Raw genomic sequence first — 24,434 nt, 5'->3', positions numbered from 1 at the left:
GCACCGGGCTGTTCGCGTGCCTGTGGTTCGCGGGCCTTGCCACGATGATGGCGCTCTTCGCGCGGCCTGCGAACTACTACTGGGCCGAACTGGCGCTGCCTGCCTACATCGCCGGCCTCGCTTTCGCCCCCTGCGCGCTAGTCGAGCTCTGGCGCACGGCGACCGGACGATCTACTAACCCAACGTAACAACCTGTGTTGGGGGCAGCATGGAACAGCAAGACTTCACGATCGAAGCGGCAATAAGTCAGCAAATTGCGTTCGAGCAGAACCTTCGCGCGACGCGAATGACTTGGAACCTCACCTTTCAAGGCTTCATGATTGCGGCTTTCGCTCTTGTCGCTGCCGAAAACATGAACCCGGCCAGGGTTGTTCTCGAACTTACGATCTGCGGTGCCGGGATATTGGTGGGCTTGGGCACCTATCTGGGCATCTGGGCTGCACAACGGCAGTCGAACTATCTCAAAAGCCTATGGAACGACGCCTCACCTTACCCACGACCCTTCTCGAAAGGGGGCGGTGCCTTGATGGGCAGGCTGCCCACTCACATCATATGCGTCACTATCATCGCAATGTGGGGGGCACTGATATGGATCCTTGTGTGCGTTCCGCTCGACATTGACGATTGCAAGGCCAAGTTCGGACAGCTCGGGCCAATCCTGTGCCGGGAGACTGTCGAGGCAAAGCAAATTTAACCAAACTTTGCGATTGCTGGCCGGTGCACTATGTGCGCAAGACCCCGGCATCGGCGTGAGAGGCGACAAGGCGAGATGAGCGAGCAGGCAACGGCAGGCGGGACTGGCGCAGCGGGTTTTGCCCCTCGCATCCTGCTGGTCGTGGGCGGCGGGATCGCGGCCTACAAGGCCTGCGAGCTGGTGCGCCTTATCCGCAAGGGTGGGGGCGAGGTGACCTGCGTGCTCACCAAGGGGGGCCAGCAATTCGTCACCCCGATGTCGCTCGCGGCCTTGAGCGAGAACCAGGTCTACACCAACCTCTTCGACCTCAAGAACGAGGCCGAGATGGGGCATATCCAGCTCTCGCGCGAGGCCGACCTCGTGGTCGTCTGCCCGGCGACCGCGGACCTGCTCGCCAAGATGGCGGCGGGGATCGCCGATGACCTCGCCACCACGCTGATCCTCGCCACCGACAAGCCGGTGATGGCCGTGCCCGCCATGAACGTGCGGATGTGGGAGCACGAGGCGACCCAGCGCAATATCGGCCTGTTAAAGGCCGCGGGCGTCACCGTGCTCCACCCCGACAAGGGCGCGATGGCCTGCGGCGAGTTCGGCTACGGCCGCCTGCCCGAGCCCGAGGCGATCTGGCGCGAGATCGCCGCGCATTTCGGCGTCACCGTGCCCGAGCCGCAGGCCCCCGCGCGTGGCCCCCTGATCGAGGTCGAAGCGCTTGAGCCCGAGGAGGAGGATGACGCTGCCGCCGCCATGCCCGAAGGCGGGCTCAGCGGGTTCTTCGCGCGCATCATCCCGCGCTCGACGGCCAAGCGCACCCATGACGAGATCGAGGCCGAATACGAGGATTTGCCCGAGCATCTTCCGGAAGGCTTTGGCCCCGAAGACCTCCTGCCCGAAGAGCCCGCGCCCGAATTCAAGCCGGACTTCGCCGGGCCGCTGCTGGCGCGCAAGGGCAAGGCCGGGTCCGCGCCGCCGATGGATGGCGGAGCGCTCAACCACCTGATCGATCCGCGCAAGGCGCCGCCCCTGCCGCAGGCACCCGAGGTGCCCGAGGAGATCGAGGCCGACCTCGGCGAGGTGCCCGAGGGCGCGGATTTCGGCATCGCGCCCTCGCAGCGTCCGCTCGCCGGTCGCCATGTGCTCGTCACCGCCGGGCCGACCTGGGAAGCGATCGATCCGGTGCGCTACATCGCCAACCGCTCGAGCGGCAAGCAGGGCTTCGCGATCGCCGCCGCCGCCGCCGCGCTGGGCGCGCGCGTGACGCTGGTGGCCGGGCCGGTCGCCCTGAAGACCCCGGCCGGGGTCTCCCGCATCGATGTCGAGAGCGCGATGCAGATGGCCGAGGCGGTCAAGCGCGCGCTGCCTGCCGATGTCGCGGTGATGGTCGCCGCCGTCGCCGACTGGCGCCCCAAGGACTATCGCGGGCAGAAGATCAAGAAGCGCGGCGATGCTCCGCCGGCGCTGATGCTGACCGAGAACCCCGACATTCTCACCAATGTCGCGGGCGCCCCCCGGCGCCCCGCGCTGGTGATCGGGTTCGCGGCCGAGACCGACAACGTGCTCGAACACGCCAAGGCCAAGCGCAAGCGCAAGGGCGCGGACTGGATCGTGGCGAACGACGTGTCGGGGAGCGTCATGGGCGGTGATAGCAACCGCGTGACGATCATCAGCGGCGAGGGGATCGAGGTGCTCGACGAGATGCCCAAGGCGGCAGTGGCGATGGCGCTGGTCGAACGGATCGCGGCGAGCCTCGGGGCGGAAGCGGCGGAATGACGCCAATCGTGAAAGTGCAGGTAAAGCGCCTGCCCCATGGCGAAGGCCTGCCGCTCCCCGCCTATGCCACCGCGGGCGCGGCCGGGATGGACGTGGTGAGCGCCGAGGACATGACCCTCGCCCCCGGCGCGCGCCACGCTGTCGCCACGGGCCTGTCGATGGCGATTCCCCAAGGCTACGAAATCCAGGTCCGCCCGCGCTCGGGCCTCGCGCTCAAGCACGGTATCAGCGTGCCCAACACCCCCGGCACGATCGACAGCGACTATCGCGGCGAGCTGAAGGTGATTCTCATCAACCTGGGGCAGGAGCCCTTCGCCATCGCCCGCGGCGACCGCGTGGCGCAGCTGGTGCTCGCGCCGGTTGTGCAGGCTGCTTGGGAGGAGGTGGCGGAACTCGACGCTACCGAGCGGGGCAAGGGCGGCTTCGGCTCGACCGGGGGGCATGCAAAGCTGTAGCTTTTGACCGCTTGAAGCCAAGGCTGCGTGCTGTCATGTTTCTTGCCGGTCGGGGGAAACACTATGATTCGCAAGACAATGGCATGCGCGCTGACTCTGCTTGTTTTGTCGGCTTGTGGCGGGTGGACTGCACACCGCCAACTCATTCCCGAGGAGCAGCGCGACAATATCGGTCTGTCGGGCACTTACCAATCGAGCGAACGCTTTCTCGAGATCACCCCGCTGGGTGACAACCTCTACCGGATTACCAATGAGACCATCGGAAGCGAGGCGGTCGACAAGCCCGTAGTCGCTGCGTTCGACCTCATCCGTTCCGAAAGGTCTGGCGATGATCAGGACGGGTATTCCTATGAGAACACCTATCTCATGGAGGTCCGGCAGACGGACGATGAAGGCAACGTGACTTATGTCTACGAGATCGTGAGCAGCTTTTACAGCGATCAGAATCGCAATCCCACCTTCACGCAGTTTCAGGTCAACTGTTCCAAAGCGGCTGCCGAGATTGCCACGGGTGACGAGTACGGATGCCTCTTTGCCGATTACGGCGAAGTGCGCAGGGCCGCAGCCGATGCGCTGGCGTGGGCCGAGGATCCCCGCATGGCGCTGCATCAGGAAGCCTTCTCTCGCTACCAACCCTGAGCGCGCCGCATCGCCGGTTCCTTGGGTAGCGGCGTATCCTGCCCCGCAATTCGCCGCAAAATCCCGCGCACCCGTCGCCAGCCTCTTGTCAACCGATTCAGTTGAGTTATCTTCGCCAGAGTCGGACCATACCAATGGACGGTCATCAACGCCCTTTGAAGGAGCGCCGACATGGCCATTACCCAGACCCACTCTCTCGAACTCGGCAGCGAGCGGCTTGCCGATGATCCGCTGATCCTCATCATCCCCGGCCTCGGCAACAGCGGGCCCGATCACTGGCAGACCAAGTGGGAGGCGCAGATCCCCGATGCCGAGCGGGTCGAGCTCGGGATGTGGGACGATCCGCATCGCAACACCTGGGTCAACAAGATCAACCTCGCGGTGCACCGCGCAGGGCGGCCGGTGATCCTCGTCGCGCACTCGCTCGGCTGCCATGCGGTGGCGTGGTGGGCGGAATACGAGCAGCCCGCCTATGGCAATCCGGTGGTGGGCGCGCTGCTGGTCGCCCCGCCCGACGCCGAGCGCTCCGGGGTGGACGAGCGCATCGCCCGCTTCGCCCCGACCCCGCGCCGCGCGCTGCCCTTCCCGGCCTTCCTCGCCGCGAGCGAGAACGACCACTATTGCTCGCTGCGCACCGCGCGGGGCCTTGCCGCCGATTGGGGCGCGACCTTCGCCTATGCGGGCTCGATCGGGCACATCAATGCCGACAGCGGGATCGACGACTGGGCCTTCGGGCAATTGCTGCTCGCCCAGCTGCTGCGCGAACACCGCACCCGGCAGGGTATCGGCCGCGACGAGGAAACCGCCACCCGCCGCCGCGCCGCAGCGCGCTACACCCGCCTCCCGTGGATCCAGAGCGCCGAGGGCGCGCGGCGGGCGAGCGAGTGGTGAGCCCGCTCTGAAGCAGGCAAAAAAAAGGCGGCACGATCCCCTGTGCCGCCTCTCTTGTTCCCGTCCAAGGGTCTCTTGAGAACGCTCTTACACCATCAATCGGTGGGGCGCACGGTCTTTTCGTCGTCGCGGATGGTGATGCGAACGGTTTCGCCCGAATTGCCGGGGAAATCAGTGAAGAGCGCGTCCACGAGGTTGGGCACCAGGCGCGGCAGGCGGTTCGAGCGCGACACGGCCTCGGCCTTGCCTTCGAACAGGCGCTGGCCATCGGCGCGGCGATCGATCTTCACTTCCACGCCGCTGGTGTAGATGGTGTAGCTGCGCACGTCCGGCCCACCGAAGAACGGATCGTTGAAGCCGTAGCCCCAGGCGCCGAAGCCGCCGCCGCCCCAGCCGCCCCACCGGCCCCACGGACCGAAGCCGGCCGCGCCGTTGAAATCGGTACGCACCCGCTCGCGCCCGCCATCGACACGGTAGTCGAACCGCACCAGCATGTCGGCCGCTTCGGGCGATGAGGCCTTGGTGTAGCCGATCTGGGTGAGCTCGGCAGCGACCGCGTTGGCATAGGTCGCAAATTCAAGCCCGCCGGCGAGCTTGGGGTCTTCCGCGACCACCGCAAAGGTCTGGCCCTGCGGCGCCGGCAGCGGCACCGCGAAGCGCGAGACATCGGCCTTGAAGGTGTTGGTGGCGCAGGCTGACAGTCCGAGCGCGAGGGCCACGGGGAGGGCGGCACGCGTGAGTGTCTTGATCGAAGGCATCGAAGGCATAACGGCAAAACCTCTGTCTGGTGGCCGTCGCTTGTTCCGGCAACGGCCCTTACCCGCGATACTCTATTACGCGCGAATGAACCGCAATTGAATATTTGTCGTTTTGTAACGGCGGTTCGTCGCAAAACCGCTGGAGAGGGCTCAGTGCCGGACCAGCCCCAGCGCCTTGTAGACGGCCTCGAGCGTCGGCGTGCCGCGCTCGCGCGCCTTGGCGGCGCCGCGGGCGAGGATCGCGTCGAGCGTCTCGAGATCGTCCTTCAGCGCCACGAAGCGGTCGCGGATCGGGCCGAGCTTGGCCACCAGCAGGTCCGCGAGCGCGGGCTTGAAGGCGCCGAAGCCCTGTCCGCCGAATTGCGCGAGCACCTCGGCCTGGCTCTGCCCGGCGAGCGCGGCGTAGATGCCGACGAGGTTCTTCGCCTCGGGCCGCCCCTCAAGCCCCGCTTCTTCCGAAGGCAGCGGCTCGGGGTCGGTCTTCGCTTTCTTCACCTTCTGCGCCATCGTGTCGGCATCGTCGGAAAGGTTGATGCGGCTCATGTCGCTGGGATCGGATTTCGACATCTTCGCGCTGCCGTCACGCAGGGACATGATGCGCGCGGCTTCGACCGGGATGATCGGCTCGGGCAGGGTGAAGACCGGCGCGTCTTCGCTGGCGAAGTCGTTGTTGAACTTCTGCGCGATGTCGCGGGCGAGCTCGAGGTGCTGTTTCTGGTCCTCGCCCACCGGCACGTGAGTCGCCTGGTAGAGCAGCACGTCGGCGGCTTGCAGCACCGGATAGGTGAACAGCGCGACCGACTGGCCTTCGCGGTTCTTGCCGGCCTTGTCCTTCCACTGGGTCATGCGGTTCAGCCAGCCCATCCGGGCGGTGCCATTGAGCAGCCATTGCAGTTCCGGGTGCTGCGGAACCTGTGCCTGGTTGAACAGGATCGCCTTGTCCGGGTCGAGGCCGCAGGCGACCAGCGTCGCCACCAGTTCGAGCGTCGAGGCCCGCAGCTCGGCCGGATCGTGCGGCATCGACAGGGCGTGAAGATCGGCAATGAAGATCAGGCACTCGCCGCCCACGGCATGGGCATCGTCCTGCAACTTCACGTAGTTGCGGATCGCTCCGAGGTAATTGCCGAGGTGCGGCTTGCCGGTCGGCTGGATGCCGGAGACCACGCGCATGTTATTCAACCTCCAGTATCTCGTCATCGGCCTTGGTGCGGGCCGGGCGCCGCCGCCGTAGCTGGCCGATGAGGTCCTTGTCGAGCGCGCCGACCACAAAGGCCGAGGCGAAGAACACCGCGCCGCCGCCTGCAACCAGCGCGGTGAGCGACCACAGCTTCTCGAACAGGTTGCCGGCATAGCGCTCGGTCATCAGCGGCATCAGGAACCACAGCACCGCTGTCATCGCTGCCGTGGCGATCAGCTGGCGGGCGACGCGGCTCGCCAGCTTGGGCGTGAAGTGGAACCAGCCGCGCTTGTGCAGGATCGCGTAGAGCAGCAGGCAATTGACGCTCGCCGAGGCGGCCGTCGCGCCCGCAAGGCCGACGATGCCGTAGCGCTCGACCACGTAGAGGTTGAGCGCGATGTTGAAGATCAGCGACGCGAGCGCGGTCCACACCGGCGTGCGGGTGTCCTCGCGCGCGAAGAAGCCGGGGTTCAGCACCTTGACGATCACGTAAGCGGGCAGCCCGGCGACCAGCGCGACGACGATCTGCGCCATCAGCGCGCCGTCTTGGGGCGTGAACTTGCCGCCCACGAAGAAGGCCGTGCAGAAGGCGGGCGCGCACACCGCCAGCGCGGCGGCGGCGGGGAGGGTGAGGAGCGTGGCGATCTCGAAGGCGTTGCCCTGCAAGCGCTGCGCCTCTGCGGAATCGCCGGTGTGGATGTGGCGGCTCAGCATCGGCAGGATCGCTGTGCCCAGCGCAATGCCGACAATGCCGAGCGGCATCTGGTTGAGCCGGTCGGCGAGCTTCAGCAGCGTCAGCGAGCCCTGCGGCAGCGAGGTCGCGAAGAAGGTGTCGACCAGCTGGCTGATCTGGTAGATCCCCGCCCCGAAGGTCGCAGGCAGGATCAGCATGCCCAGCCGTTTCACCTCGGGGGTGAACTTCGGCAGCGTGACCTTCAGCCGCACGCCGGCGCGCCGGGTCGCCCAGCCGAGGTAGGCCAGCTGCGCTGCGCCCGAGAGCGAGACCGCCGCGGCGAGCACCTGCACCACCACGACATCGTCGCCGCTCTGCCCGCGCAGGTAATCGCCGAGGATGATTCCCGAAATCAGGAAGATGTTGAGCAGGATCGGCGCCGCCGCGCCCGGCCCGAAGCGCGAGCGCGCGTTGAGCAGCCCCGAGAGCATGGCGACGAGGCTGATCAATCCCAGATAGGGGAAGGTCACGCGGCTGAGGAACACCGACAGCTCGAACTTGCCGGGCACGGCCATGTATTCGCGCGCCAGCAGCCAGACGATGCCCGGCATGAACACCATGCACAGCCCGCTGAAGGCGAGCAGCACCCACACGAACACGCTGAGCACGTCATTGGCAAAGCGCTCGGCCGCCTCTTCGCTCCCCGGCTCGCCGTCGTTGCCGTGGAGCGCGCGGCTGTAGAGCGGGACGAAGGCGACACTGAAGGCACCTTCGGCGAACAGGCGGCGGAAGGTGTTGGGCAGGGTAAAGGCGAGCTGGAACGCATCGGCCGCCAGCCCCGCGCCCAAGGCGCGGGCGAGCAGGATGTCGCGGGCAAAGCCGAACACCCGGCTCACCGCCGTCAACCCGCCGATCGTGCCGACGTTCTTGATCAGACTCATCGCGCCTGCCCCCTGCCGGGCGCTACGATCAGGCGTTGCCCGTAACCGGCGCGATCGGCTCGCCGCCCGCGGCTTCCTCGGCACGGCGTGCGGCGAGCTGCTGGGCGTAGATCCCGTTGAAATCGACCGGATCGACCATCAGCGGCGGGAAGCCGGCATCGCGCACGGCATCGGCAACCACGCGGCGGGCGAAGGGGAACAGCAGGCGCGGCGCTTCGGCATAGAGGAAGGCGTGGGCCTGTTCCTCGGGCACGTTGCGCATGCCGACAAGGCCGCAATAGGCAAGGTCGACGATATACATCGTGCCGCGCTGCGAGGCGGCGGTCAGCGTCAGCTTGAGCGTCACTTCGTGCACATCGACGTTCACCTTCTCGGCGCCGATGTTGAACTGCACGTCGATCTGCGGCGGCTCGGGCCACTGGAACACGTCCGGCGCGGCCGGGTTCTCGACCGAGAGGTCCTTCACATATTGCGTGATGATCCCGACCGCGGGCGCGGTGTCTTCGCCGTTCGGCTGCGGCCCGGTGTTGTCGAGGTTGGTGAGGACGCCTTCTTCTTCGGCCATGATCTTGCCAGTCTTTCAAAATGAGTAATCGGTGGTGCGCCCGCTGCACGATTGCCGTGCGCAGGCCGCCTGCGGGCGCGCCTAGCAGGGGCGCGGGGCCGCCGCAACCGCGCGGCATGCCGTTTTCATTTGCCCCGCACCGCAACCTATCGGGCGTTGGCGAATTGTAATGACTCCCTATTTAAGGCAGGGTGTTGTTTCTCAAAAATGGCGCGGGCCTCCTCCCAACCGCGCCGGATGCGACGATCGGATTGTGCCAGTGCTCGAAATCGTTCTCCTCGCCATGGTGGCCGCGTTCCTCGGCCTGCGCCTCTATTCGGTGCTTGGCCGGCGCGCCGAGCAGGAAGAGGAGCCGGTGCCGCAGCGCTTCGAATCGGACGAGCCCCCTGCCATCCGCCCTGCCGCGATCCCCCCTGCCGCGCCCGCCCCGCGCGCGGCTGAGCTCGAAGGCGTGATGCCCGCAGTCGAACGCGCGCTGCGCGAGATCGCCGCGGCCGACAGCAAGTTCAACCTCGCCCAGTTCCTCGAAGGGGCGCGCGGCGCCTACCGGATGATCCTCGAAGCCTTCTGGAAGGGTGACCGCGAAACCCTGCGCGAATTGTGCGACGACGATGTCTACGCCGGCTTCACCGCCGCGATCGACGCACGCGAGGCGGCGGGCGAGACGATGGACAACACCCTCATTCGCGTCGAGGAAGTGCGCATCCATTCCGCCTCGCTCGACGGCAAGACCGCGCGCATCGCGCTGCTGTTCGTCGCGGACATCGCCTCGGTGACCCGCGACAAGGATGGCACCGTGATCGCCGGCTCGCTCGACGATGCGATCGAAAGCCGCGACGTCTGGACCTTCTCGCGCAAGGTCACCGCGCGCGACCCCAACTGGCTGCTCGACGAAACCGACGAGGGTTGATCGGGGGTTGATCTTGCGGGCTGCGGCCCGCTCGCCGACAAGGAGCTGACCGATGCGCGCGCTGCTTGCTCTGGCCCTGCTGCTGTTGCTCGGGGCCTGCGGGCGCGCGGTGCCGCCGCCTGCCGCCGCCCAGCCGGTCGCGGTCGCGGCCAATGCGGCGATGGCGGGCGTGGCGCTGGGGCCTTCGCTCGCCGCGCTGAACCTTGCCGATGGCGATGCGCGCGGGGCGCTCGCGAGCTTCATCGAGAGCTGCCCCAAGCTGCTCGCGCGCGAGGATGCGAGCGGGCTCACCCGTCCCGCCGACTGGCAGGGCGCCTGCGCGCGGGCGCGTGCCGCGCCGCCATCGCGCGCGCGGGCCTTCTTTGCGGAAGAGTTCACTCCGGTGCAGGTCGGCGACGGCAAGGCCTTTGCCACCGGCTATTTCGAGCCCGAGATCGCCGGCAGCCGAACGCGGCGTCCCGGATACGAGGTGCCGGTCTATGCCATGCCCGCCGATCTCGTGCGCGGCTGGCCCGATGACGTGAAGCCCTCCGAACGCACCGGCCGCCCGCCGCTGGGGCGCTATGACGAGCGGGGCAAATTCGTGCTCTACCATGACCGCGCGGCGATCGAGGACGGGGCGCTGGCGGGCAAGGTGCCGGTGATCGCCTGGGCGGCGGACCCGGTCGAGTTCTTCTTCCTCCAGATACAGGGCTCGGGCCGCCTCCTTACCCCCGAGGGCGAGGTGATCCGCATCGGCTATGCCGGGCAGAACGGGCGCGAATACACCGGCATTGGCGGCGTCATGCGCGAGCGCGGCCTGCTGGGCAGCGGGCCGGGGCAGTATCCGGGCTCGATGCAGGGGATCATGGCCTATATCCGCGAGAACCCCGCGGAAGGCCGCGCGCTGATGCGCGAGAACAAGAGCTGGATCTTCTTCACCGAGCTGAAGGGTGACGGGCCGCTGGGCGCGCTCGGCGTGCCGGTGCGGCGCGAGAACTCGGTTGCGGCGGACCCCGCCTTCGTGCCCCTGGGCGCGCCGGTGTGGCTCGATCTCGACCGGCGCGAGGCGAACGGCTTGTGGATCGCGCAGGACACCGGCGGGGCGATCAAGGGCGCGAACCGCTTCGACACCTTCTGGGGCGCGGGCGCGGATGCGCGGGCGATCGCTGGCGGTATGAGCGGGCGCGGGCGCGCTTTTGTGCTGCTCCCCAAGGAGGCCGCCGCAAGGCTCGCCAAGCAGCGATGAGAGCGCCGCGGGGGCTTTCGGTCGGGGAGCAGGCAGCCTGGGCGCATCTGGCGGCGAGCGTGAAGCCGCTGCCGGGGAAGAAGCGGCCCAATGCGCCCCGTTCAGGGGAGGGAGACGAGGCCAAGGCTGGTGGAGGGGCGGGCAAGGTCGCACCTGCTCCGCCCGTCAAGTTCGTCAAGCCGGTGAAGGTCTCGCCCAAGCCCGCTGTCAAACCACGTCCGCCCGCCGCCGCCGCACCGCCGCCCGATCCCGGCCTCGATTCGCATTGGGACCGCCGCGTGAAGGGCGGGCGGATCGAACCTGACCTGACGCTCGACCTCCACGGCCATACGCTCGACACCGCCTACGATCGCATCATGACCGCGCTCGATCAGGCGCGCGCGATGCAGGCGCGGGTGGTGCTGGTGGTGGCAGGGCGCGAGCGGCCGGTCGACCCCGCCGACCGCATGGCGAAACGCGGCGCGATCCGCGCCAAGCTGCTCGACTGGCTCGCCGCGAGCCGCCACGCCGACGCGATCACCGCGGTGCGCCGCGCGCATATCCGCCACGGGGGCGAGGGCGCGCTCTACCTCATCCTCAAGCGCCGCTGAGCCTCGCTGCCCAAGCCTTCTCGAGCGCGGCGGCGGTGCCCGTGCCGAAGACATAACGGTCCGGACGCACCAGCACCGCCTCGGCCCCGTGGGATGCGAGCCATCGGGTGATGTCCGCGCCGAAGGGGCCGAGCCGCGCGGTGGCGGCATCGCGCCGGTCGATCAGCCAGAAACTCTCGCCAAGCGCATCGTCCAGCCGCGCGCCATCGATGTCGATGAACTGCGGGAAGTAGCTCCCCGCGCCCGGCGTCCCGGCAAGGATCGCGCCCGCGCCCACCGGCGGATAGGCGGGCGGCCCGCCGGGCAGCTTGCCCAGCATCCTCGCGAGGCCGAGCTTGGTGTCCCGCAGCCACGCGCCAAAGCGGCTGGTGGTGCACACCATGCGCCCCATCATTACCGCCATGTCTATCGTGGCGCGCAGGTTGGGGGCGCGTTCAGGCTGGTAGGTGTCGAGCAGCGCCGCGTCCGCCTCGCCCTTCGTCACGGCCGCAAGCTTCCACGCGAGGTTCGCCGCATCGCGCAGGCCCGAACACATGCCCTGTCCCGCAAAGGGCGGGGTCTGGTGCGCGGCGTCTCCCGCCAGCATAACCCGGCCCCGCCGCCAGCTTTGGGCAATCCGGGCGCGAAACGTGTAGACGGCGGTGCGCTCGATCCGCACCGCGCCCGCCACGTTCCACGGGGCGAGCAGGCGCTCGACGCTGGAGGGGGTGCTGACCGCCTCGGGGGTCTCGCCGGGCAGGATCATGAATTCCCAGCGGTGCCGCCCTTCGCCCATCAGCACACAGGTGGTGGGGCGGGCAGGGTCGCAGATCTGCAGGTTGGCGGTGGGAAGGCGCGACGGGTCATCGACCAGCACGTCGACCACCAGCCACGGCTCCTCGAAGCCCAAGTCCTCGAAGGTGATCCCGCAGGCCTTCCTCACCGGGCTGCGCGCGCCGTCTGCGCCGACCAGGAAACGCGATCGGAGGGTGCGCTCGCCTTGCGGCGTCGCGAAGATGGCGGTGACGCCCTCGGCATCCTCGGTGAAGCCGATCATCTCCCACCCGCTGCGCAAGGCATCGGGCGCGCGTTCGGCCAGCGCGCGGCGCAGCGCCGCCTCGACCGAGGGCTGGTGGATCATGTTGGCGACCGGCCAGCCGCCCGGGCCGATCCCGGCCGCGCCGCTGAACGCCATCAGCACATTGCCGCGCGCGTTGCGGAACTCGTAGGAATCGGCGCTGCGGCTGGTCGCCATCACCGCTTCGGCCGCGCCCGCCTCCTGCAGGATGCGCATGCCCTCGTGATCGATATGCGCGGCGCGGGGGAGGGGGAAGATCGCCGGCTCCTTCTCGGCGACGATCACGCCGACGCCGCGCCGCGCCAGCAGGCTGGCGAGCGTCACCCCGGTGGGCCCGCCGCCGATGACGAGCACGTCGCAGTCGAAGCCCCCCGACATCGCGGGTCAGCCCTCGGCGACCATCGTGCCCTCGATGTGGCCGATGCCGTCGATCTCGGTCCGCACCACATCGCCCGCCTTCAGGAATTGCCGCGGGTCCATCGCCGCGCCGATCCCGCCGGGCGTGCCGGTGAAGAGGCAGTCGCCCGGCTCCAGCGTCATACCGACCGAGAGGTGCTCGACCTGCGCCCACACATTGTAGACGAGGTGCCGCGTGTTCGAGTTCTGCCGCTGCTCGCCATTGACGTAGCAGCGGATGCCGAGGTCGTGCGGATCGCCGATCTCGTCGGCGGTGACGATCCACGGGCCCATCGGCGCGTGGGTGTCGAAGCTCTTGCCCAATGCCCATTGCGGCACGGCGTGCTGCCACATGCGCTCGGTCACGTCGTTGCCGACGGTGTAGCCGAAGATCGCGGCCGGCGCGTCGGCGGCGGCGATGTGCTTGCCGCCGTTGCCGATGACGGCGACCAGCTCCGCCTCGTAATCGGGGGTCATGGTGCCGCGCGCGATAAGGATCGGATCATAGGGCCCGTTGACCGAGGTCTGCGCCTTGGTGAACCACACCTGCCGTTCGGGCGTACCAAGGCCGCTTTCGGCGATGTGGTCGGCATAGTTGAGCCCAATGGCGAAGATCTTGCCCGGGCGCGGGACGGGAGCCTCCAGCTTGACCTCTGCGAGGGGAATGCCCTCGCCCGTCGCCGCCTTGGCTTCGAGGCCGGGCCTCAGCGCCTCCCAGTCGCGGATCAGGTCGATCATCGTGCCGGGCACGCCGGTCTCGACGACGGTGTCGCCAGTGACGATGCCGGTGCGGGTCTTGCCGGCGTGGGTGAAGGTGCAGAGTTTCATCGGTCAGGCTTCCTTGGGAGTGCGGGAGAACAGGCGCTTGATGCGCAGCTGCATGGCAGTGACAAAGGCGACGAGGCCCGGGGGCGGAGCCATTTTCCCCGCAAACATCGGGTGCGGCGCGCCCCACTGGACGGCGAGCAACGCTTGCATCGTCTGCTTTGCGGGCGGATCGGCCGCGGTGAACAGGTCGCCGTCGGTCCAGTGTTCGAGCTCGTTGCCGAAGGGGTCTATCCAGTAGTCGAAGATCTGGCTGCCCATGATGTGGCGGCCCACGCCCCAGGCGGCCTGCCGCTGGCGGGCCTTCAGGTATTCGTGGCCGCACATCAGATCGTCGAGGCTCTCGACCTCGAAGGCGGCGTGGAGCAACCCGAGCTTGCCGGGCAGCTGGGCGAGGAAGATGGTGTGGTGATCGGACGGCAAATCCCCCCGGTCGCAGCGCATGAAGGCGCCGAGTGGCACATCGGGTGCGGCCTCGATCTCGTCGGAGGTGAGGAAGCCGAAGCGCTCCTTCCACCAGCGCTCGGAGGCACGGAAGTCGCTCACCTTGAGCACCGCGTGGCCGATGCGGCGGACATGGGCGGGGGCGGGCTGCAAGCGGATCGTAGCGCGCTGGCGAGGCTTGTCGGCGGCGGAGTTGAACTGCGGCGCAGCGCAGGGGGCCGGCGCCTCGCACTGCTGGCCCGCGACCACTTCCACAAGGTAGCCGTCGGGATCCTTGAGGCGCACCACCACACCGCCGCCGGGTTCACCCAGCGGTTCGACCGCCAAGCCTTCGTGCGCGGCGAGGGCTTCAAGATCGGCGACGCTCGCGGCCCTGAGGCCGACTGCGAGGAACTTCGCCTCGCCCGGCTCGGTGACATGGACGAAGGGCCGCCCGTCGCAGCCCTTGCCATAGAGGCGGCCGCCGTCTTCGAAGCAGGTGAGGCCGAAATCCTCGAGGAAGCCGCGCATCAGCGCCAGATCGGGCGCGGCGAAGCGGACATGCGCGATGTCCTCCACTTTGACGATGGCCATGATCCCCTCCGGCGTGCCGACGTAGCCGGCGCGATTCGTTTCTGACTGTTTGGTCAAATAGCTTGAACTTGACCAAACAGTCAAGTATGGAGCAGGCATGGCCACCCAAGCCCTTTCCCCCCGCATCCAGCGCACCCGCGCCGCGCTGATCGCCGCCGGGCTCGATCTGCTCGCCGCGCGCCCGATCGATGCCATCGCGATCGACGAGGTCGTCGTCGCCGCCGGCGTCGCCAAGGGGAGCTTCTTCAACCACTTCGCCGACAAGCACGCCTTCGCCGCGGCGGTCGCGGCCGAAGTGCGCGCCGAGGTCGAGGCGGAGGTGGCCGCGGCCAATGCAGCCCGCACCGACCCGGTCGCACGGATCGCGGGCGGCATGGCGGTCGCCGCCGCCTACGCGCTGCGCGAGCCGCGCCGCGCGCGGGTGCTGCTGCGCGACCAAAGCGTGGCCGCCGCCGCCGACCACCCGCTCAACCGCGGCCTGCGCGCCGATATCGACGCCGCCCTCGCCGCAGGGCTCCTGCGCTTCGAGGCCGCGACAAGCGGCATCGCCTACTGGCTGGGCCTGTGCCAGGTGGTGATGATCCTCATGACCGACGCACGCCCCTCCCCGGCCGAGGGGCAGGCCCGGCTCGGCGAGATGCTGGCGATGGGGCTGGCCGGGCTCGGCGTTGCCGACGCCCACGCCGCCGCAGTGATCGAGCAGGTGCTGGCGGGCTGGCGGGTCTAACGCCCGGCGAAGCCTTCAATCGCGCCCCCCCGGCGATCAGCACCCGCGCGCTGCCATCTGGCGCCTCGCGCGAAACGGCGAGGGGGCCCGAGTGCTGCCCCGCGGCCTCGGCCTGATAGGTGCCGAAAGCGAGGCCCTCGAACAGCACGAAGCCGTTGAAATCACTCGTCGCGCGCGCCGCTTCGTGGCCCGTCGCATCGCGCAGCACCACTGCCACGCCCGAGCGCGGGGTGCGCTCGTCGCCGACCACGAGCAGCACCAGCACCTCGATGCCGACCGTGGGACGCAGGGCGATGGGGACGTGGCGGACCTCGCCCGGGCGCAGCGCCAGGCTGTCGCCGCTGCGGGCAGGACGCAGGGGGAAATCGGTGAGCGAGGACATCTGCGTCTCGATCGTGGTCGCGGGACCGGGCGCGATGCCGCCGATGAGGACGCGCCCGTCCGCGCCTGTCGCCTCGCGCCGCAGCGCCGCGCCGACGATGAAGCGCCCGCCCGCGACCGCGTCTTCGCCCGCGCCGCGCACCCCGTCGCCGTCGTCATCGACGAACATCTCGGCCATGATCGCGCCCGAGCGGGCGATGCCGGCGGGCGCGAGAGCGGACATGGCGGGCGGCCCAGCGGGTCACAGAAGCTGGGGTCAGAGGACTGCGACGAGGCTGGCGAGGCGCTTGCCCGCATTCGCCGGATCGGCGAAGTCGGTCGAGGTGTAGTCGATCCGCACCTTCTTGCCTGCGAGCTGCGCGCGCACTTCGGGCGGGAGGGGGACGATCACGTCGCGCGCGGTGTTGGGGACATAGATCGCCACCCCGCGCACCACCAGCTGATTGGGCGCCGTGTCGGCGATGGCAGCGCTGTCCATGGTGACGCTCGCCTCGAGCGTGCCGACGCGCAAGACCACCGGGATGGTGATCGAGCGGATCGCGGCGAGTTCGATCGAGAGGCTGTTGTCGGCCAGGCCTTCGCCAGCAACCGTGGCGGCGCCCGCGCTGACCGGAGCGGACATCAGGCGGTTCTCGATCGCGATGCGGAAGGCTGCGGTCTCTGCGGACTTGTTGACGAGCACGAGTTCAGCGGAGCACGCCTCGGGGGTCAGCACCACGCGGGTGGGGGCGACCAGCAGCTCGGCGGCGGCAGGCACAGGGGCCGCAAGCGCCGCGGCGAGCGCGGCGGCGAAGGGGAAAAGGAACATGGGGAGACCTCACATTGGCAAGGGTGGGCTTGGATGTGGCGGCAATCCCGCTCTCAAGTAGCGAAGCGGTAGGGCGGCAAACCCGCCCTCAAGTAGCGTAAGCGGTAGGGCAACAGGGACTCAGGTTCCGGGAGCCGCGCGGGGGGTTGCGCGGCTCCCTTCACCCCCTGCCACGGAGGGCTTACTGGTATTCCACCGCGACGGTGAAGCTACCGGTGTACTTGCCCGCTTCCTGACGGACGCCGACATCGAGCGTGCCGCCGGCGGTGAAGCTGTCTTCACCCTTCAGGAGCTGGCCCTTCGCCTTCGAGCCGGTGAAGTCCGACACGAGCATGGCGGTGCCCTTCTCGTTGACGATCTTGATCTCCTTGGGGAGCGAGATGGTGTAAAAGGCGTCGACTTCGCCCGTCACCGCGAAAGCGGCGGCGGTGTGGTCGGCGGTGAGACAGGTCAGCGCCGGACCGCACTTGCGGCTGCCATGGGCCAGCACGACGACCTTGTCGGCGACGGTGGTCGAGGGAGCGATGGTTCCGAAGTAGAGATCGGTCACATTGCTGATTTCGAGCGGAGCGATGATCTTCGCACCGGCGCCGGCGTCAGCCGACTGGGCCTGGGCCGAAGTGGCGGCGGCGAGGGAAGCGAACACGGTCACCCGGTGCTGTTCGCAGCCGGCCAGTGGCGCGGCGATACGCAGGGGCGCAAGGCCGATGGCAGCGCGGTCGAACAGGAAGTCGCGCTGTCGCTGACGCCCGAGGGCGGGATCCTGTGCGTCACCCGCGATGTCGAGGACCGGCGCGCGATGGAGCGCGAAAAGGGCCGGTTGCGCGAACAGCTGATGCTGGCCCAGCGGCAGGCAGTGGTCGGCGTCGAGGCGGGCCCCTGCGTCGATCCGTGCGACGCTGTCGCCATAATCCGCGAGGACCCTGCGGTGTGGGACCTGGTGATCACCGATTACGACATGCCCGGCATGAACGGCGCTGCGCTCGCGAAGGCGCTGCGCAAGATCCGGCCCGATCTGCCCATCCTGCTGTTGACCGCGCTGCCGCGCTTCCACCAGCTCCACAAGGGCCCGGGTGACATCTTCGACGGCGTGCTGGGCAAGCCGACCACTGCCGCACGGCTAGCGGGAGCGGCGACCGCAGCCATCGCCGCCGCGCAGGAAAGGACCTCCTCATGCGCATCCTGATTGCCGACGATCACGAATTGCTGCGCGACGTGCTGCGCTCCTACGTCGAGACCAAGGGGAGCTTTGCGGTCGACACGGGCGCCGATCTGCCGCAGGCGCTGGCCGCCATGGCCGAGGCCGCACCGCTCTATGACCTCGTGGTGCTCGATTACGGGATGCCAAGCATGGCGGGCTATGCCGGGCTCGACAAGGCGCTGGCGGCGAGCTTTGGCCGGCTGGTCGCCCTGATGAGTGGGCTGGCCCGCCGGGCGTAGCCGAGCGCGTGCCGGACTCGGGCGCGGCCGGATACCTCCCCAAGACCCTGCCCGCGCGCTCGCTGGTCAATACGATCCGCTTCATGGCTGCGGGCGAGACCTACATGCCGATCGACCTCCACCGCCCCTCGCAGACCCCGCAGACTGAGACCGGCAGGCTTTCCCCGCGCGACCGGCGCTGTGCTGAGCCGGGACGAACTGGTCAGTCGCGGCACTTGAGCCGGATCACCTCCCACGCGAGGCGCGAGGGATTGCCGCCTTCGCGCTGCACCTCGCTGTCGATGCAGCGCTCGCGGAACGAGCGCGTATCTGCCGCGCTGCCGCGCACCTGCCGGTCGAGGTCGATCACGTCCTGAAGTTCCTGCCGGGTGAGGTCGCCCACCGCGCGGCGCCCGTCACGCAGCGCGGCGAGATTGTCGCGGGCGCGGGCGAAGCGGTCGAAGCCGGCCTGCGGCAGCATATCGGGCGTCGCTTGCGGGGCGGGCGGCGCTGGGGCGGTGCGCGCGGTGACCTGCTGGGCGTTTGCCGGAACGGCCAAGGCCAGCGTCGCCACCGCCAGCAGCGCGCCGCGCATCACCATTCCCCCCGCGCCATCGCCGCCTGCCGTGCCGCCTCGCGCGCACTGTCCATCGGCGGGGGCGAGAGCTCGGCCATCGAGGGTAGCGGGCCGCGCTGTTCGTAGGTGGCGATAATCGTGCCATTGCCTCCGGCGCGCTGCTCCACCAGCGCGAGCAGCCCCGGCTCGGTCCCTTCGCCGAACAGGCGCTTTCCCTTCCCCAGCACCGCCGGATAGATCATCAGCGTCAGTCGGTCGATCAGCCCGGCGGCGAGCAGCGGCGGGTAGAGCGTGCTCGATCCCTGGATGACGAGGTCGGGCCCCTCGGTCTGCTTCAACGCGGCGATGTCGTCGATGCTGCGCAGGTGGTGGCTGTTCGCCCAGTCGAGAAGCGGCGTGCCGCGCGAGAGCACATACTTCCGGCAGGCGGTGAAGGCCTTGGCCATCGGCCCGTTGCCTTCCGCTTCGGGGTCGACATAGGGCCAGTAGCCCGCGAAGATGTCATAGGTACGCCGCCCGAGCAGCAGGTCGTAGTCGCGGCCGAACAGGCGGTCGACCTCCTCGCCCACGTCAGGGTCCCACAGTCCGAAGACCCAGCCGCCCGCGGTGAAGCCGCCGGTGGTGTCTTCCTCTATCCCGCCCGGGCCCTGGATCACCCCGTCGAGCGAGACGAAGGCGGCGGCATGGATCTTGCGCATCAATTCTCTCCCCGCCGGGCCGCGTCGATCGCGGCGACATCGATCTTGTGCATGTGCATCATGGCGCCGAAGGCCCGCGCGGCTTCCTCGCCGCCTGCCGCGAGCGCTTCGGTGAGAGTGCGCGGGGTGATCTGCCAATTGAGGCCCCAGCGGTCCTTGCACCATCCGCAGGCGCTTTCCTGCCCGCCATTGCCGACGATCGCGTCCCAGTAGCGGTCGGTCTCTTCCTGGTCTTCAGTCATCACCTGGAAGCTGAAGGCCTCTGTGTGCGGGAAGATCGGGCCGCCGTTGAGGCCGAGGCAGGGGATGCCGAGCACGGTGAACTGCACGGTCAGCACATCCCCCGCCTTGCCTCCCGGGAAATCGGCGGGCGCGCGGTGGACGGCATCGACGCTGCTGTCGGGGAAGGTTTCGGCATAGAAGCGCGCGGCTTCCTCTGCCGTGCCGTCATACCACAGGCAGATGGTGTTCTTGTGCATGGGAATATCCTTCATGTCCGGCGCGGGCCGACGAGGCCGAACGATGCGCCCTGCGGATCGAGGGCGCTGACAGAGAAGTCGCCTCCGGGGATCTCGACCGGATCGTGCAGCACCGTGCCGCCGCCCGCGCGTACGGCGGCTGCGCCCGCATCGATGTCGGGGACGACGAAGTAGTACGTCCAGCCGGGCGTCATCCCGGTATCGCCGACCGGCATGACGGCGCCGATCATCGCGTCGCCGTGATGGACGAAGCGGTAGCTGCCGTGCTCGCCCATCGGCAACTCGCCTTCCTGCCGCCAGCCGAGCAGCCCGGTGTAGAAGGCGAGTGCGCGGTCGGGGTCCTTCGCGGCGAGCTCGTTCCAGGCGCAATGCCCGGGCGGGGGCGGGAAGCTCGGCGCGGCGACCGGCGGATCGCTGTCGTAGCCCATCATGTAGAAAGGCGCGCCTTCCGGGTCGGCGGCGAGCGCGAAGGCGCCCATGCCGGGGATCGACAGCCCCTCCATCAGCATCCGCCCGCCGCGCGCCTTCACGGCCGCGCCCGCTTCCGCGAGGTCATCCACCGCGGCATAGGCCGCCCACACCGGCCGGGCGCCGCCCTGCTGCATGCTTTGGTCGAGCCCGAGGACACCGCCGATCGGCACATCGCCCGCGAGGATCACGTCATACCGGCGCCCGCCGACCTCGCCGGGATCGAAACGCCAGCCGAACACTTCGGCGTAGAAGACCTGCGCCGCCGCCGGGTCATCCGTCATCAGCTCGTGCCACGTCAGCTGTCCGTGGCGCACCTTGCCAGCACCCACGGGACTTACGCCTTCATGTCCACGACCGGCACGTAGCCGCCGAAGATCATGCGCTTGCCGTCGAAGGGCATGGGGTTCTTCGCCTGATCCATGCGCGGATCGCTGAAATCCTCGCTCATCATCTTGGCGAAGCAGGCGTCGCGGGTCTCTTTGTCGGGCCATTCGATCCAGCTGAAGATAACGCTCTCGCCCGCCTCGGCATCGACCGCGCGGCGGAAATCGGTCTGCTTGCCGTCCGGAACATCATCGCCCCAGCATTCCACGACCCGCAGCGCGCCCATTTCCAAGAACATGGCGTCCGCGGTCGTGGCATGATCGATAAAGGCCTGGCGGTTTTCCGCCGGCACGGGAATCACGAAACCGTCGATATACATGCTGTTTGCCTCCTCTGCGGGCCGCCATGGCGACTCGCTCCCTTGCGTCTTGTCGAGCCGGGGGTTACTTTCGTCAACAATGAAGTCACCAAAAGTAACAAAAAACGCGACGAGTCGAGATCCGGCGGCTGCAACCGGGCACGGGCGCTGGTATAACGACGCCTGCGGCACCGCCTTCGGGCTCGAGGTGATCGGGGAGCGCTGGGCGCTGCTCGTCGTGCGCGAGCTGATGCTGGGGGCGCGGCGGTTTTCGGACCTGCGCACCGCGCTGCCCGGTCTTTCGGCCAAGGTGCTGACCGAGCGGCTGACCGCGCTCGAGGCTTCCGGCGTGCTGGTGCGCCGCATGCTGCCGCCGCCGGGCAAGGCGCAGGTCTACGAGCTCACCGCCTGGGGTCTCGCCGCCGAGCCGCTGATCCAGGAGCTCGGCCGCTGGGCGGCGCAGTCCACCGCACACGATCCGCGCCTGCCGCTCTCGGCGGTCTCGCTGATGCTGTCCTTTCGCACCATGCTCGACCGTGAGGCCTGTGCCGCATTCACCGGCCGCATCGGCTTCGTGATCGGAGAGGAGAGTTTCGTGGCCGAGCCGCAGGGCCGCGAGCTGCCGATCCGGCGCGCAGAGGTGGATAGTGCCGATGCGGTGTTCCGCGCGCCCTCGGCCGATATCATCGCTGCCGGGGTCTATGCAGGCGTTCCATGGGGGGAGCTGGAGGCAAGCGGGGCTCTCACGATCACCGGCGACCGCGCCTGCGCGCTCGCCTTTGCGGCCTTGTTTGCCCTGCCGCCGCCGCTCGCCTGACGCGCCACGCTCCGCCATCGCCAGCTCCCGCTGCGGAGTTTGGTCGAGCAGCTGTTGCATCCTCTACAACATAGGTGAGGGCGCATTCCCCCGAGCCTGTCAGGCAGTCTCCTGTCGAAGCCAAGCGGCATCCGGTCAGCCAAAGCCCGGGCGCGCGCAACGCCTCTCTCGGCAAGGAGACAAACATGAACCTTATCCTCATCATCATCATCGGAGGCATCCTCGGCTGGCTCGCCAGCATGGTCATGCGCACCGACGCCCAGCAGGGCATTTTCCTCAACATCGTGGTCGGTGTGGTCGGCGCATTGCTCGCCGGCTTCCTCATCAATCCGCTGATCGGCGGCGGGACGATCACGCAGGGCGACTTCTCGATCAGCGCGCTGGTCGTGTCGTTCCTCGGCGCGGTGGTGCTGCTCGCCATCATCAATCTCTTCCGCCGTGGATCGGTGCGTTAAATTCAAGGAGCATCACGCATGAAGACAATTACCACTTTCGCCGCCGTCGCCGCTCTGGCCGGCATCGGCCTTGCGGGCTGCGACAGCCCGGCTGAGCAACAGGCCGAAGAAACCGCCGACGCGGTCGAAGCGGCGGGCGAAGCCACTGCCGATGCGATGGAAGAGCGCGCCGACCAGCTCGACACGACCACCGATGGCGTCGATTCCGCCGCCGAGCAGAACCTCGAAAACAAGGCCGACGCGGTGCGCGACAACGCCGATGCCAAGGCGGAGCAGATCGAGGAACAGGCGGAAAAGCCGCAGCAATAGGCTTATCCCATGAACGGGCGGCACGGGGTTCGAGGCACACCCCCCGCGCTTCCTTCATGCGGGCCCGCTTCCCATCGGGGAGCGGGCCCGTAACTTTTGTGCAATCCGCAGGCGCTCAGGCCTCGGGCAGCATCTCGCCGCTGGCGATGATCTCGCGCATTGCCGCCCGCCCGCGGTTGATCCGGCTCTTGACCGTGCCGAGCTTGCAATCGGCGGCCTCGGCGGCCTCCTCGTAACTCAACCCCGCGCCGGCAATGAGCATCAGCATCTCGCGCTGGCCTTGCGGCAATCGCTGCAGCGCGCCTTCGAGATCGGCGACATGGATGCGTTCTTCCTGGTCCGGGGCCTGAACAAGGATCCGCTCGGCCGCCTCGGGCTCCCAGGCCACCAGCCGGCTCTGCTTCCTCACCGCGTTGTAGAATTGGTTGCGCAGGATCGTGAACAGCCACGGACGGAACTTGCTGCCCGGCAGGAAGGTATGACGTGACGACCAGGCGCGAACCATCGTTTCCTGCACCAGATCGTCGGCCATCGCCATGTCGCGCTGGCGGCACAGCGACCGCGCGAAGCGGCGCAGCGCGGGAAGCGATGCGGTCATTTCGGTGGTGAAGCAGGGCGGCGGCTGATCGGAGACGGTTGTGTAGGCTGGCTCGTGCATGGCACCTCGTCCTTGTGTCCCTCCCCCGCACCCTTGTCGGCGACCTCGGCGGCAGGTTCCCTAAACTCGGCAAGGATTTGTGCGGGGCGGGGGCGGCGCCGCGGCGCTAAACCGGGTCACTGGCCTATGTGAATTCGCATGCCCACGCCGATGCCTATCGTCCCGCATGACCCCGCCCCGATGGGCGCTCAAGCGAAGGATCGAGCGATGCGATTAGGATTCATGGTGGCCGCAAGCCTGCTGGCCCTTTCAGCCTGCAACGGTCGCGAGGCCGCGGACGGAGCGGACGCGGCCGCCACCGGCGACGCGATGGCAGGCAGCACTGCCGATGCCGACGGCGCTTTCGCCGAAGCGCCGCCCAACGCGCAAGGCTTCGCCAGCACGGTCGCGATGTCGGACATGTACGAACTTGCCGCCGCGCGCCTCGCTCTGAAGCGCGGCGAGGGCACGCCGATCCGTGAATTCGCGCAGATGATGATCACCGATCACACCGCCTCGTCCAAGGCGCTCAAGGACGCGATCGCCGCCTCGGGCCAGACGCTGGCGCTCCCCGACAAGCTGGACGCCGAGCACCAGGCGCAGGTCGATATTCTGAACAGCCTCAACGGCCCCGATTTCGACCGCGAATACATCAGCCAGCAGACCGCTGCGCACCGCAAGGCGCTCGGCCTGCTCAAGGCCTATGGCGGCAGCGGCGACACCGCCGAGCTGCGCCAGTTCGCCCAGAGCACGATTCCGACGATCCAGAAGCATGCCGACTGGCTCGACGACAACTCCCCCGTCCCCGGCGCGACGGGCGGAACGCCGGGCATGACGATGGACGCCACGCCCGCGCCATAGGCCGTCGGGGCTGCCCTGTTCTTTTGAAACCCCCGCATGGGCCTTGTGCCCATGCGGGGTTTTCCATGCTGCTCAGCGCTTGACCTCGATTGTTTCCGGCATGAGGGCGTAATCCACCGCCGACGGCGCCCCGGCCAGCGCCGCGAGGAAGGTCCCGGACCACCAGTGGACATCTTGCCCGGTGATGGTCGCCAGCAGCGCCCGATGCCGCTCCTGCCGCTCGGCCAGCGGCATCGCCAGTGCCTGAGCGATCCCTTCGGCGATGTCCTCTTCGCTGTGCGGATCGACCAGCACCGCCTCGGCGAGCTGGGTGGCCGCGCCGGCGAAGTGCGAGAGCACCAGCACACCCGGATCGGCCGGGTCCTGCGCGGCGACGTATTCCTTCGCGACGAGGTTGATCCCGTCATGCAAGGGGGTGACGAGACCCACCTTCGCGGCGCGGTAGATGCCGAACAGCTCGTCGCGCGAATAGCTCTGGGTGATGGGGTGGACGCCCCCCGACGGCATCGATGTGCCATAGTGGAGGTGTT

At 68.4% G+C, this 24,434-nt stretch carries 31 protein-coding genes and 1 pseudogene; 16 read left to right on the top strand and 16 right to left on the bottom strand.

The window, feature by feature from the left end; translation table 11 throughout:
- From AX708_RS20860 to AX708_RS08595, 6 genes and pseudogenes are all read left to right on the top strand, one after another.
- Positions 1-188: pseudogene (locus AX708_RS20860) on the top strand (hypothetical protein); the annotation flags it as partial.
- 20 nt (positions 189-208) lie between these two features.
- Positions 209-694, top strand: a complete 486-nt coding sequence (locus AX708_RS08615; RefSeq protein WP_066531547.1) for a hypothetical protein — start codon at positions 209-211, stop codon at positions 692-694.
- Positions 695-769: 75 nt separating this feature from the next.
- A complete protein-coding gene (locus AX708_RS08610) occupies positions 770-2,461 on the top strand; it encodes a phosphopantothenate--cysteine ligase family flavoprotein (RefSeq protein WP_066531546.1) in 1,692 nt (563 codons plus the stop codon).
- Positions 2,458-2,916, top strand: a complete 459-nt coding sequence (gene dut / locus AX708_RS08605) for a dUTP diphosphatase (RefSeq protein ID WP_066531545.1) — start codon at positions 2,458-2,460, stop codon at positions 2,914-2,916. Before AX708_RS08610 ends, dut begins: the two co-directional genes overlap by 4 nt.
- Positions 2,917-2,994: 78 nt before the next feature.
- Positions 2,995-3,555 (top strand): hypothetical protein, encoded by a 561-nt coding sequence (locus AX708_RS08600; protein ID WP_066531543.1) that lies wholly within the window; start codon positions 2,995-2,997, stop codon positions 3,553-3,555.
- Positions 3,556-3,726: 171 nt separating this feature from the next.
- Entirely contained in the window at positions 3,727-4,446 is a 720-nt protein-coding gene (locus AX708_RS08595; RefSeq protein ID WP_066531542.1) for an alpha/beta hydrolase, read from the top strand.
- 95 nt (positions 4,447-4,541) lie between these two features.
- Here AX708_RS08595 and AX708_RS08590 read toward each other — a convergent pair whose 3' ends face one another.
- The 4 genes from AX708_RS08590 to secB all read right to left on the bottom strand — a co-directional run bounded on the left by AX708_RS08590 (position 4,542) and on the right by secB (position 8,560).
- Positions 4,542-5,204, bottom strand: coding sequence for a DUF4136 domain-containing protein (locus AX708_RS08590; RefSeq protein WP_066531601.1), 663 nt, complete (start codon positions 5,202-5,204; stop codon positions 4,542-4,544).
- Between the two features lie 150 nt (positions 5,205-5,354).
- Positions 5,355-6,374 carry a tryptophan--tRNA ligase gene (gene trpS / locus AX708_RS08585; protein WP_066531541.1) on the bottom strand — a complete coding sequence of 340 codons (1,020 nt, stop codon included), beginning with the start codon at positions 6,372-6,374 and terminating at the stop codon, positions 5,355-5,357.
- Position 6,375: 1 nt separating this feature from the next.
- Complete coding sequence (gene murJ, locus AX708_RS08580; protein WP_066531539.1) at positions 6,376-7,995, bottom strand: murein biosynthesis integral membrane protein MurJ; 1,620 nt, start codon at positions 7,993-7,995, stop codon at positions 6,376-6,378.
- 28 nt (positions 7,996-8,023) lie between these two features.
- A complete protein-coding gene (gene secB, locus AX708_RS08575; RefSeq protein ID WP_066531537.1) occupies positions 8,024-8,560 on the bottom strand; it encodes a protein-export chaperone SecB in 537 nt (178 codons plus the stop codon).
- A 259-nt stretch (positions 8,561-8,819) separates the two neighbouring features.
- Here secB and AX708_RS08570 point away from each other — a divergent pair, with 259 nt between their 5' ends.
- The 3 genes from AX708_RS08570 to AX708_RS08560 are packed head-to-tail and all read left to right on the top strand — an operon-like array spanning position 8,820 to position 11,288.
- Positions 8,820-9,470 carry a Tim44/TimA family putative adaptor protein gene (locus tag AX708_RS08570; protein WP_197426201.1) on the top strand — a complete coding sequence of 217 codons (651 nt, stop codon included), beginning with the start codon at positions 8,820-8,822 and terminating at the stop codon, positions 9,468-9,470.
- A gap of 52 nt (positions 9,471-9,522) precedes the next feature.
- Positions 9,523-10,698 (top strand): murein transglycosylase A, encoded by a 1,176-nt coding sequence (locus AX708_RS08565; protein WP_066531535.1) that lies wholly within the window; start codon positions 9,523-9,525, stop codon positions 10,696-10,698.
- The gene (locus tag AX708_RS08560; RefSeq protein ID WP_066531533.1) at positions 10,695-11,288 is read left to right on the top strand and encodes a Smr/MutS family protein; all 594 of its coding nucleotides are present in this window, start codon (positions 10,695-10,697) and stop codon (positions 11,286-11,288) included. Before AX708_RS08565 ends, AX708_RS08560 begins: the two co-directional genes overlap by 4 nt.
- Here the strand turns inward: AX708_RS08560 and AX708_RS08555 are convergent.
- From AX708_RS08555 to AX708_RS08545, 3 genes are read right to left on the bottom strand one after another with little or no spacing between them, the layout of a single operon-like run.
- The gene (locus AX708_RS08555; protein WP_066531531.1) at positions 11,275-12,723 is read right to left on the bottom strand and encodes a bifunctional 3-(3-hydroxy-phenyl)propionate/3-hydroxycinnamic acid hydroxylase; all 1,449 of its coding nucleotides are present in this window, start codon (positions 12,721-12,723) and stop codon (positions 11,275-11,277) included. The two genes, AX708_RS08560 and AX708_RS08555, sit on opposite strands and share 14 nt — an antisense overlap.
- 6 nt (positions 12,724-12,729) lie before the next feature.
- On the bottom strand, positions 12,730-13,569 hold the full coding sequence (locus AX708_RS08550) for a fumarylacetoacetate hydrolase family protein (RefSeq protein ID WP_066531530.1): 840 nt from the start codon (positions 13,567-13,569) through the stop codon (positions 12,730-12,732).
- 3 nt (positions 13,570-13,572) lie between these two features.
- The gene (locus AX708_RS08545; RefSeq protein ID WP_066531599.1) at positions 13,573-14,583 is read right to left on the bottom strand and encodes a VOC family protein; all 1,011 of its coding nucleotides are present in this window, start codon (positions 14,581-14,583) and stop codon (positions 13,573-13,575) included.
- Positions 14,584-14,680: 97 nt separating this feature from the next.
- Between AX708_RS08545 and AX708_RS08540 the strand changes: the two genes are divergently transcribed.
- Positions 14,681-15,310 carry a TetR/AcrR family transcriptional regulator gene (locus tag AX708_RS08540; RefSeq protein ID WP_066531528.1) on the top strand — a complete coding sequence of 210 codons (630 nt, stop codon included), beginning with the start codon at positions 14,681-14,683 and terminating at the stop codon, positions 15,308-15,310.
- 637 nt (positions 15,311-15,947) lie between these two features.
- Here the strand turns inward: AX708_RS08540 and AX708_RS08535 are convergent.
- Together AX708_RS08535 and AX708_RS20855 are read right to left on the bottom strand one after the other, a co-directional pair.
- Positions 15,948-16,499, bottom strand: a complete 552-nt coding sequence (locus AX708_RS08535) for a hypothetical protein (RefSeq protein WP_066531527.1) — start codon at positions 16,497-16,499, stop codon at positions 15,948-15,950.
- A gap of 181 nt (positions 16,500-16,680) precedes the next feature.
- Positions 16,681-17,151: a DUF4402 domain-containing protein gene (locus tag AX708_RS20855; RefSeq protein WP_066531522.1), complete on the bottom strand. Its 471-nt coding sequence runs from the start codon at positions 17,149-17,151 to the stop codon at positions 16,681-16,683.
- Between the two features lie 3 nt (positions 17,152-17,154).
- Here AX708_RS20855 and AX708_RS20850 point away from each other — a divergent pair, with 3 nt between their 5' ends.
- Both AX708_RS20850 and AX708_RS08520 read left to right on the top strand, forming a co-directional pair.
- Positions 17,155-17,685 (top strand): response regulator, encoded by a 531-nt coding sequence (locus AX708_RS20850; protein WP_066531521.1) that lies wholly within the window; start codon positions 17,155-17,157, stop codon positions 17,683-17,685.
- On the top strand, positions 17,673-17,939 hold the full coding sequence (locus AX708_RS08520) for a response regulator (RefSeq protein WP_066531519.1): 267 nt from the start codon (positions 17,673-17,675) through the stop codon (positions 17,937-17,939). Before AX708_RS20850 ends, AX708_RS08520 begins: the two co-directional genes overlap by 13 nt.
- Before the next feature lie 202 nt (positions 17,940-18,141).
- Here the strand turns inward: AX708_RS08520 and AX708_RS08515 are convergent, their stop codons facing one another.
- The 5 genes from AX708_RS08515 to AX708_RS08495 are packed head-to-tail and all read right to left on the bottom strand — an operon-like array spanning position 18,142 to position 20,846.
- Entirely contained in the window at positions 18,142-18,519 is a 378-nt protein-coding gene (locus AX708_RS08515; protein WP_156443466.1) for a hypothetical protein, read from the bottom strand.
- Positions 18,513-19,193 (bottom strand): dihydrofolate reductase family protein, encoded by a 681-nt coding sequence (locus AX708_RS08510; protein ID WP_066531515.1) that lies wholly within the window; start codon positions 19,191-19,193, stop codon positions 18,513-18,515. Before AX708_RS08510 ends, AX708_RS08515 begins: the two co-directional genes overlap by 7 nt.
- The gene (locus tag AX708_RS08505; RefSeq protein WP_197426200.1) at positions 19,193-19,672 is read right to left on the bottom strand and encodes a VOC family protein; all 480 of its coding nucleotides are present in this window, start codon (positions 19,670-19,672) and stop codon (positions 19,193-19,195) included. Before AX708_RS08505 ends, AX708_RS08510 begins: the two co-directional genes overlap by 1 nt.
- An 11-nt stretch (positions 19,673-19,683) precedes the next feature.
- The gene (locus tag AX708_RS08500; RefSeq protein WP_197426199.1) at positions 19,684-20,472 is read right to left on the bottom strand and encodes a VOC family protein; all 789 of its coding nucleotides are present in this window, start codon (positions 20,470-20,472) and stop codon (positions 19,684-19,686) included.
- Between the two features lie 5 nt (positions 20,473-20,477).
- Complete coding sequence (locus AX708_RS08495) at positions 20,478-20,846, bottom strand: DUF1428 domain-containing protein (RefSeq protein ID WP_066531514.1); 369 nt, start codon at positions 20,844-20,846, stop codon at positions 20,478-20,480.
- 79 nt (positions 20,847-20,925) lie between these two features.
- Between AX708_RS08495 and AX708_RS08490 the strand changes: the two genes are divergently transcribed.
- The 3 genes from AX708_RS08490 (at position 20,926) to AX708_RS08480 (ending at position 22,406) form a co-directional block, all read left to right on the top strand.
- A complete protein-coding gene (locus AX708_RS08490; protein WP_066531513.1) occupies positions 20,926-21,642 on the top strand; it encodes a helix-turn-helix domain-containing protein in 717 nt (238 codons plus the stop codon).
- Between the two features lie 185 nt (positions 21,643-21,827).
- Positions 21,828-22,097, top strand: a complete 270-nt coding sequence (locus AX708_RS08485; RefSeq protein ID WP_066531512.1) for a GlsB/YeaQ/YmgE family stress response membrane protein — start codon at positions 21,828-21,830, stop codon at positions 22,095-22,097.
- 18 nt (positions 22,098-22,115) lie between these two features.
- Positions 22,116-22,406, top strand: coding sequence for a hypothetical protein (locus tag AX708_RS08480; protein WP_066531511.1), 291 nt, complete (start codon positions 22,116-22,118; stop codon positions 22,404-22,406).
- Positions 22,407-22,521: 115 nt separating this feature from the next.
- Here the strand turns inward: AX708_RS08480 and AX708_RS08475 are convergent, their stop codons facing one another.
- The gene (locus AX708_RS08475; RefSeq protein ID WP_066531510.1) at positions 22,522-23,064 is read right to left on the bottom strand and encodes a sigma-70 family RNA polymerase sigma factor; all 543 of its coding nucleotides are present in this window, start codon (positions 23,062-23,064) and stop codon (positions 22,522-22,524) included.
- Positions 23,065-23,271: 207 nt separating this feature from the next.
- Here AX708_RS08475 and AX708_RS08470 point away from each other — a divergent pair, with 207 nt between their 5' ends.
- Positions 23,272-23,904, top strand: coding sequence for a DUF4142 domain-containing protein (locus tag AX708_RS08470; RefSeq protein WP_156443465.1), 633 nt, complete (start codon positions 23,272-23,274; stop codon positions 23,902-23,904).
- Between the two features lie 72 nt (positions 23,905-23,976).
- Here the strand turns inward: AX708_RS08470 and AX708_RS08465 are convergent.
- Positions 23,977-24,434: trehalose-6-phosphate synthase (locus AX708_RS08465; protein ID WP_197426198.1), on the bottom strand; the 458-nt coding region annotated here is incomplete at its 5' end.

This window comes from Erythrobacter sp. CCH5-A1 (assembly GCF_001557115.1).
In the GTDB taxonomy this organism is placed as follows: domain Bacteria; phylum Pseudomonadota; class Alphaproteobacteria; order Sphingomonadales; family Sphingomonadaceae; genus Erythrobacter.
Note: the sequence above shows the minus strand (reverse complement) of the source record. Positions and strands in the feature narration are given on the sequence as shown.

Excerpts from the sequence above, each read along its gene's own strand:
- secB (WP_066531537.1), bottom strand. The coding sequence starts at position 8,560 with ATGGCCGAAGAAGAAGGCGTCCTCACCAACCTCGACAACACCGGGCCG.
- AX708_RS08600 (WP_066531543.1), top strand. The coding sequence starts at position 2,995 with ATGGCATGCGCGCTGACTCTGCTTGTTTTGTCGGCTTGTGGCGGGTGG.
- AX708_RS08505 (WP_197426200.1), bottom strand. The coding sequence starts at position 19,672 with ATGCACAAGAACACCATCTGCCTGTGGTATGACGGCACGGCAGAGGAA.
- AX708_RS08535 (WP_066531527.1), bottom strand. The coding sequence starts at position 16,499 with ATGTTCCTTTTCCCCTTCGCCGCCGCGCTCGCCGCGGCGCTTGCGGCC.
- AX708_RS08555 (WP_066531531.1), bottom strand. The coding sequence starts at position 12,723 with ATGTCGGGGGGCTTCGACTGCGACGTGCTCGTCATCGGCGGCGGGCCC.
- AX708_RS08550 (WP_066531530.1), bottom strand. The coding sequence starts at position 13,569 with ATGAAACTCTGCACCTTCACCCACGCCGGCAAGACCCGCACCGGCATC.
- AX708_RS08520 (WP_066531519.1), top strand. The coding sequence starts at position 17,673 with ATGCGCATCCTGATTGCCGACGATCACGAATTGCTGCGCGACGTGCTG.
- murJ (WP_066531539.1), bottom strand. The coding sequence starts at position 7,995 with ATGAGTCTGATCAAGAACGTCGGCACGATCGGCGGGTTGACGGCGGTG.
- AX708_RS08495 (WP_066531514.1), bottom strand. The coding sequence starts at position 20,846 with ATGTATATCGACGGTTTCGTGATTCCCGTGCCGGCGGAAAACCGCCAG.
- trpS (WP_066531541.1), bottom strand. The coding sequence starts at position 6,374 with ATGCGCGTGGTCTCCGGCATCCAGCCGACCGGCAAGCCGCACCTCGGC.
- AX708_RS08565 (WP_066531535.1), top strand. The coding sequence starts at position 9,523 with ATGCGCGCGCTGCTTGCTCTGGCCCTGCTGCTGTTGCTCGGGGCCTGC.
- AX708_RS08615 (WP_066531547.1), top strand. The coding sequence starts at position 209 with ATGGAACAGCAAGACTTCACGATCGAAGCGGCAATAAGTCAGCAAATT.
- AX708_RS08470 (WP_156443465.1), top strand. The coding sequence starts at position 23,272 with ATGCGATTAGGATTCATGGTGGCCGCAAGCCTGCTGGCCCTTTCAGCC.
- AX708_RS08480 (WP_066531511.1), top strand. The coding sequence starts at position 22,116 with ATGAAGACAATTACCACTTTCGCCGCCGTCGCCGCTCTGGCCGGCATC.
- AX708_RS08545 (WP_066531599.1), bottom strand. The coding sequence starts at position 14,583 with ATGGCCATCGTCAAAGTGGAGGACATCGCGCATGTCCGCTTCGCCGCG.
- AX708_RS08510 (WP_066531515.1), bottom strand. The coding sequence starts at position 19,193 with ATGCGCAAGATCCATGCCGCCGCCTTCGTCTCGCTCGACGGGGTGATC.
- AX708_RS08490 (WP_066531513.1), top strand. The coding sequence starts at position 20,926 with ATGAAGTCACCAAAAGTAACAAAAAACGCGACGAGTCGAGATCCGGCG.
- AX708_RS08540 (WP_066531528.1), top strand. The coding sequence starts at position 14,681 with ATGGCCACCCAAGCCCTTTCCCCCCGCATCCAGCGCACCCGCGCCGCG.
- AX708_RS08485 (WP_066531512.1), top strand. The coding sequence starts at position 21,828 with ATGAACCTTATCCTCATCATCATCATCGGAGGCATCCTCGGCTGGCTC.
- dut (WP_066531545.1), top strand. The coding sequence starts at position 2,458 with ATGACGCCAATCGTGAAAGTGCAGGTAAAGCGCCTGCCCCATGGCGAA.
- AX708_RS08515 (WP_156443466.1), bottom strand. The coding sequence starts at position 18,519 with ATGGTGATGCGCGGCGCGCTGCTGGCGGTGGCGACGCTGGCCTTGGCC.
- AX708_RS08590 (WP_066531601.1), bottom strand. The coding sequence starts at position 5,204 with ATGCCTTCGATCAAGACACTCACGCGTGCCGCCCTCCCCGTGGCCCTC.
- AX708_RS08595 (WP_066531542.1), top strand. The coding sequence starts at position 3,727 with ATGGCCATTACCCAGACCCACTCTCTCGAACTCGGCAGCGAGCGGCTT.
- AX708_RS08610 (WP_066531546.1), top strand. The coding sequence starts at position 770 with ATGAGCGAGCAGGCAACGGCAGGCGGGACTGGCGCAGCGGGTTTTGCC.
- AX708_RS08560 (WP_066531533.1), top strand. The coding sequence starts at position 10,695 with ATGAGAGCGCCGCGGGGGCTTTCGGTCGGGGAGCAGGCAGCCTGGGCG.
- AX708_RS08475 (WP_066531510.1), bottom strand. The coding sequence starts at position 23,064 with ATGCACGAGCCAGCCTACACAACCGTCTCCGATCAGCCGCCGCCCTGC.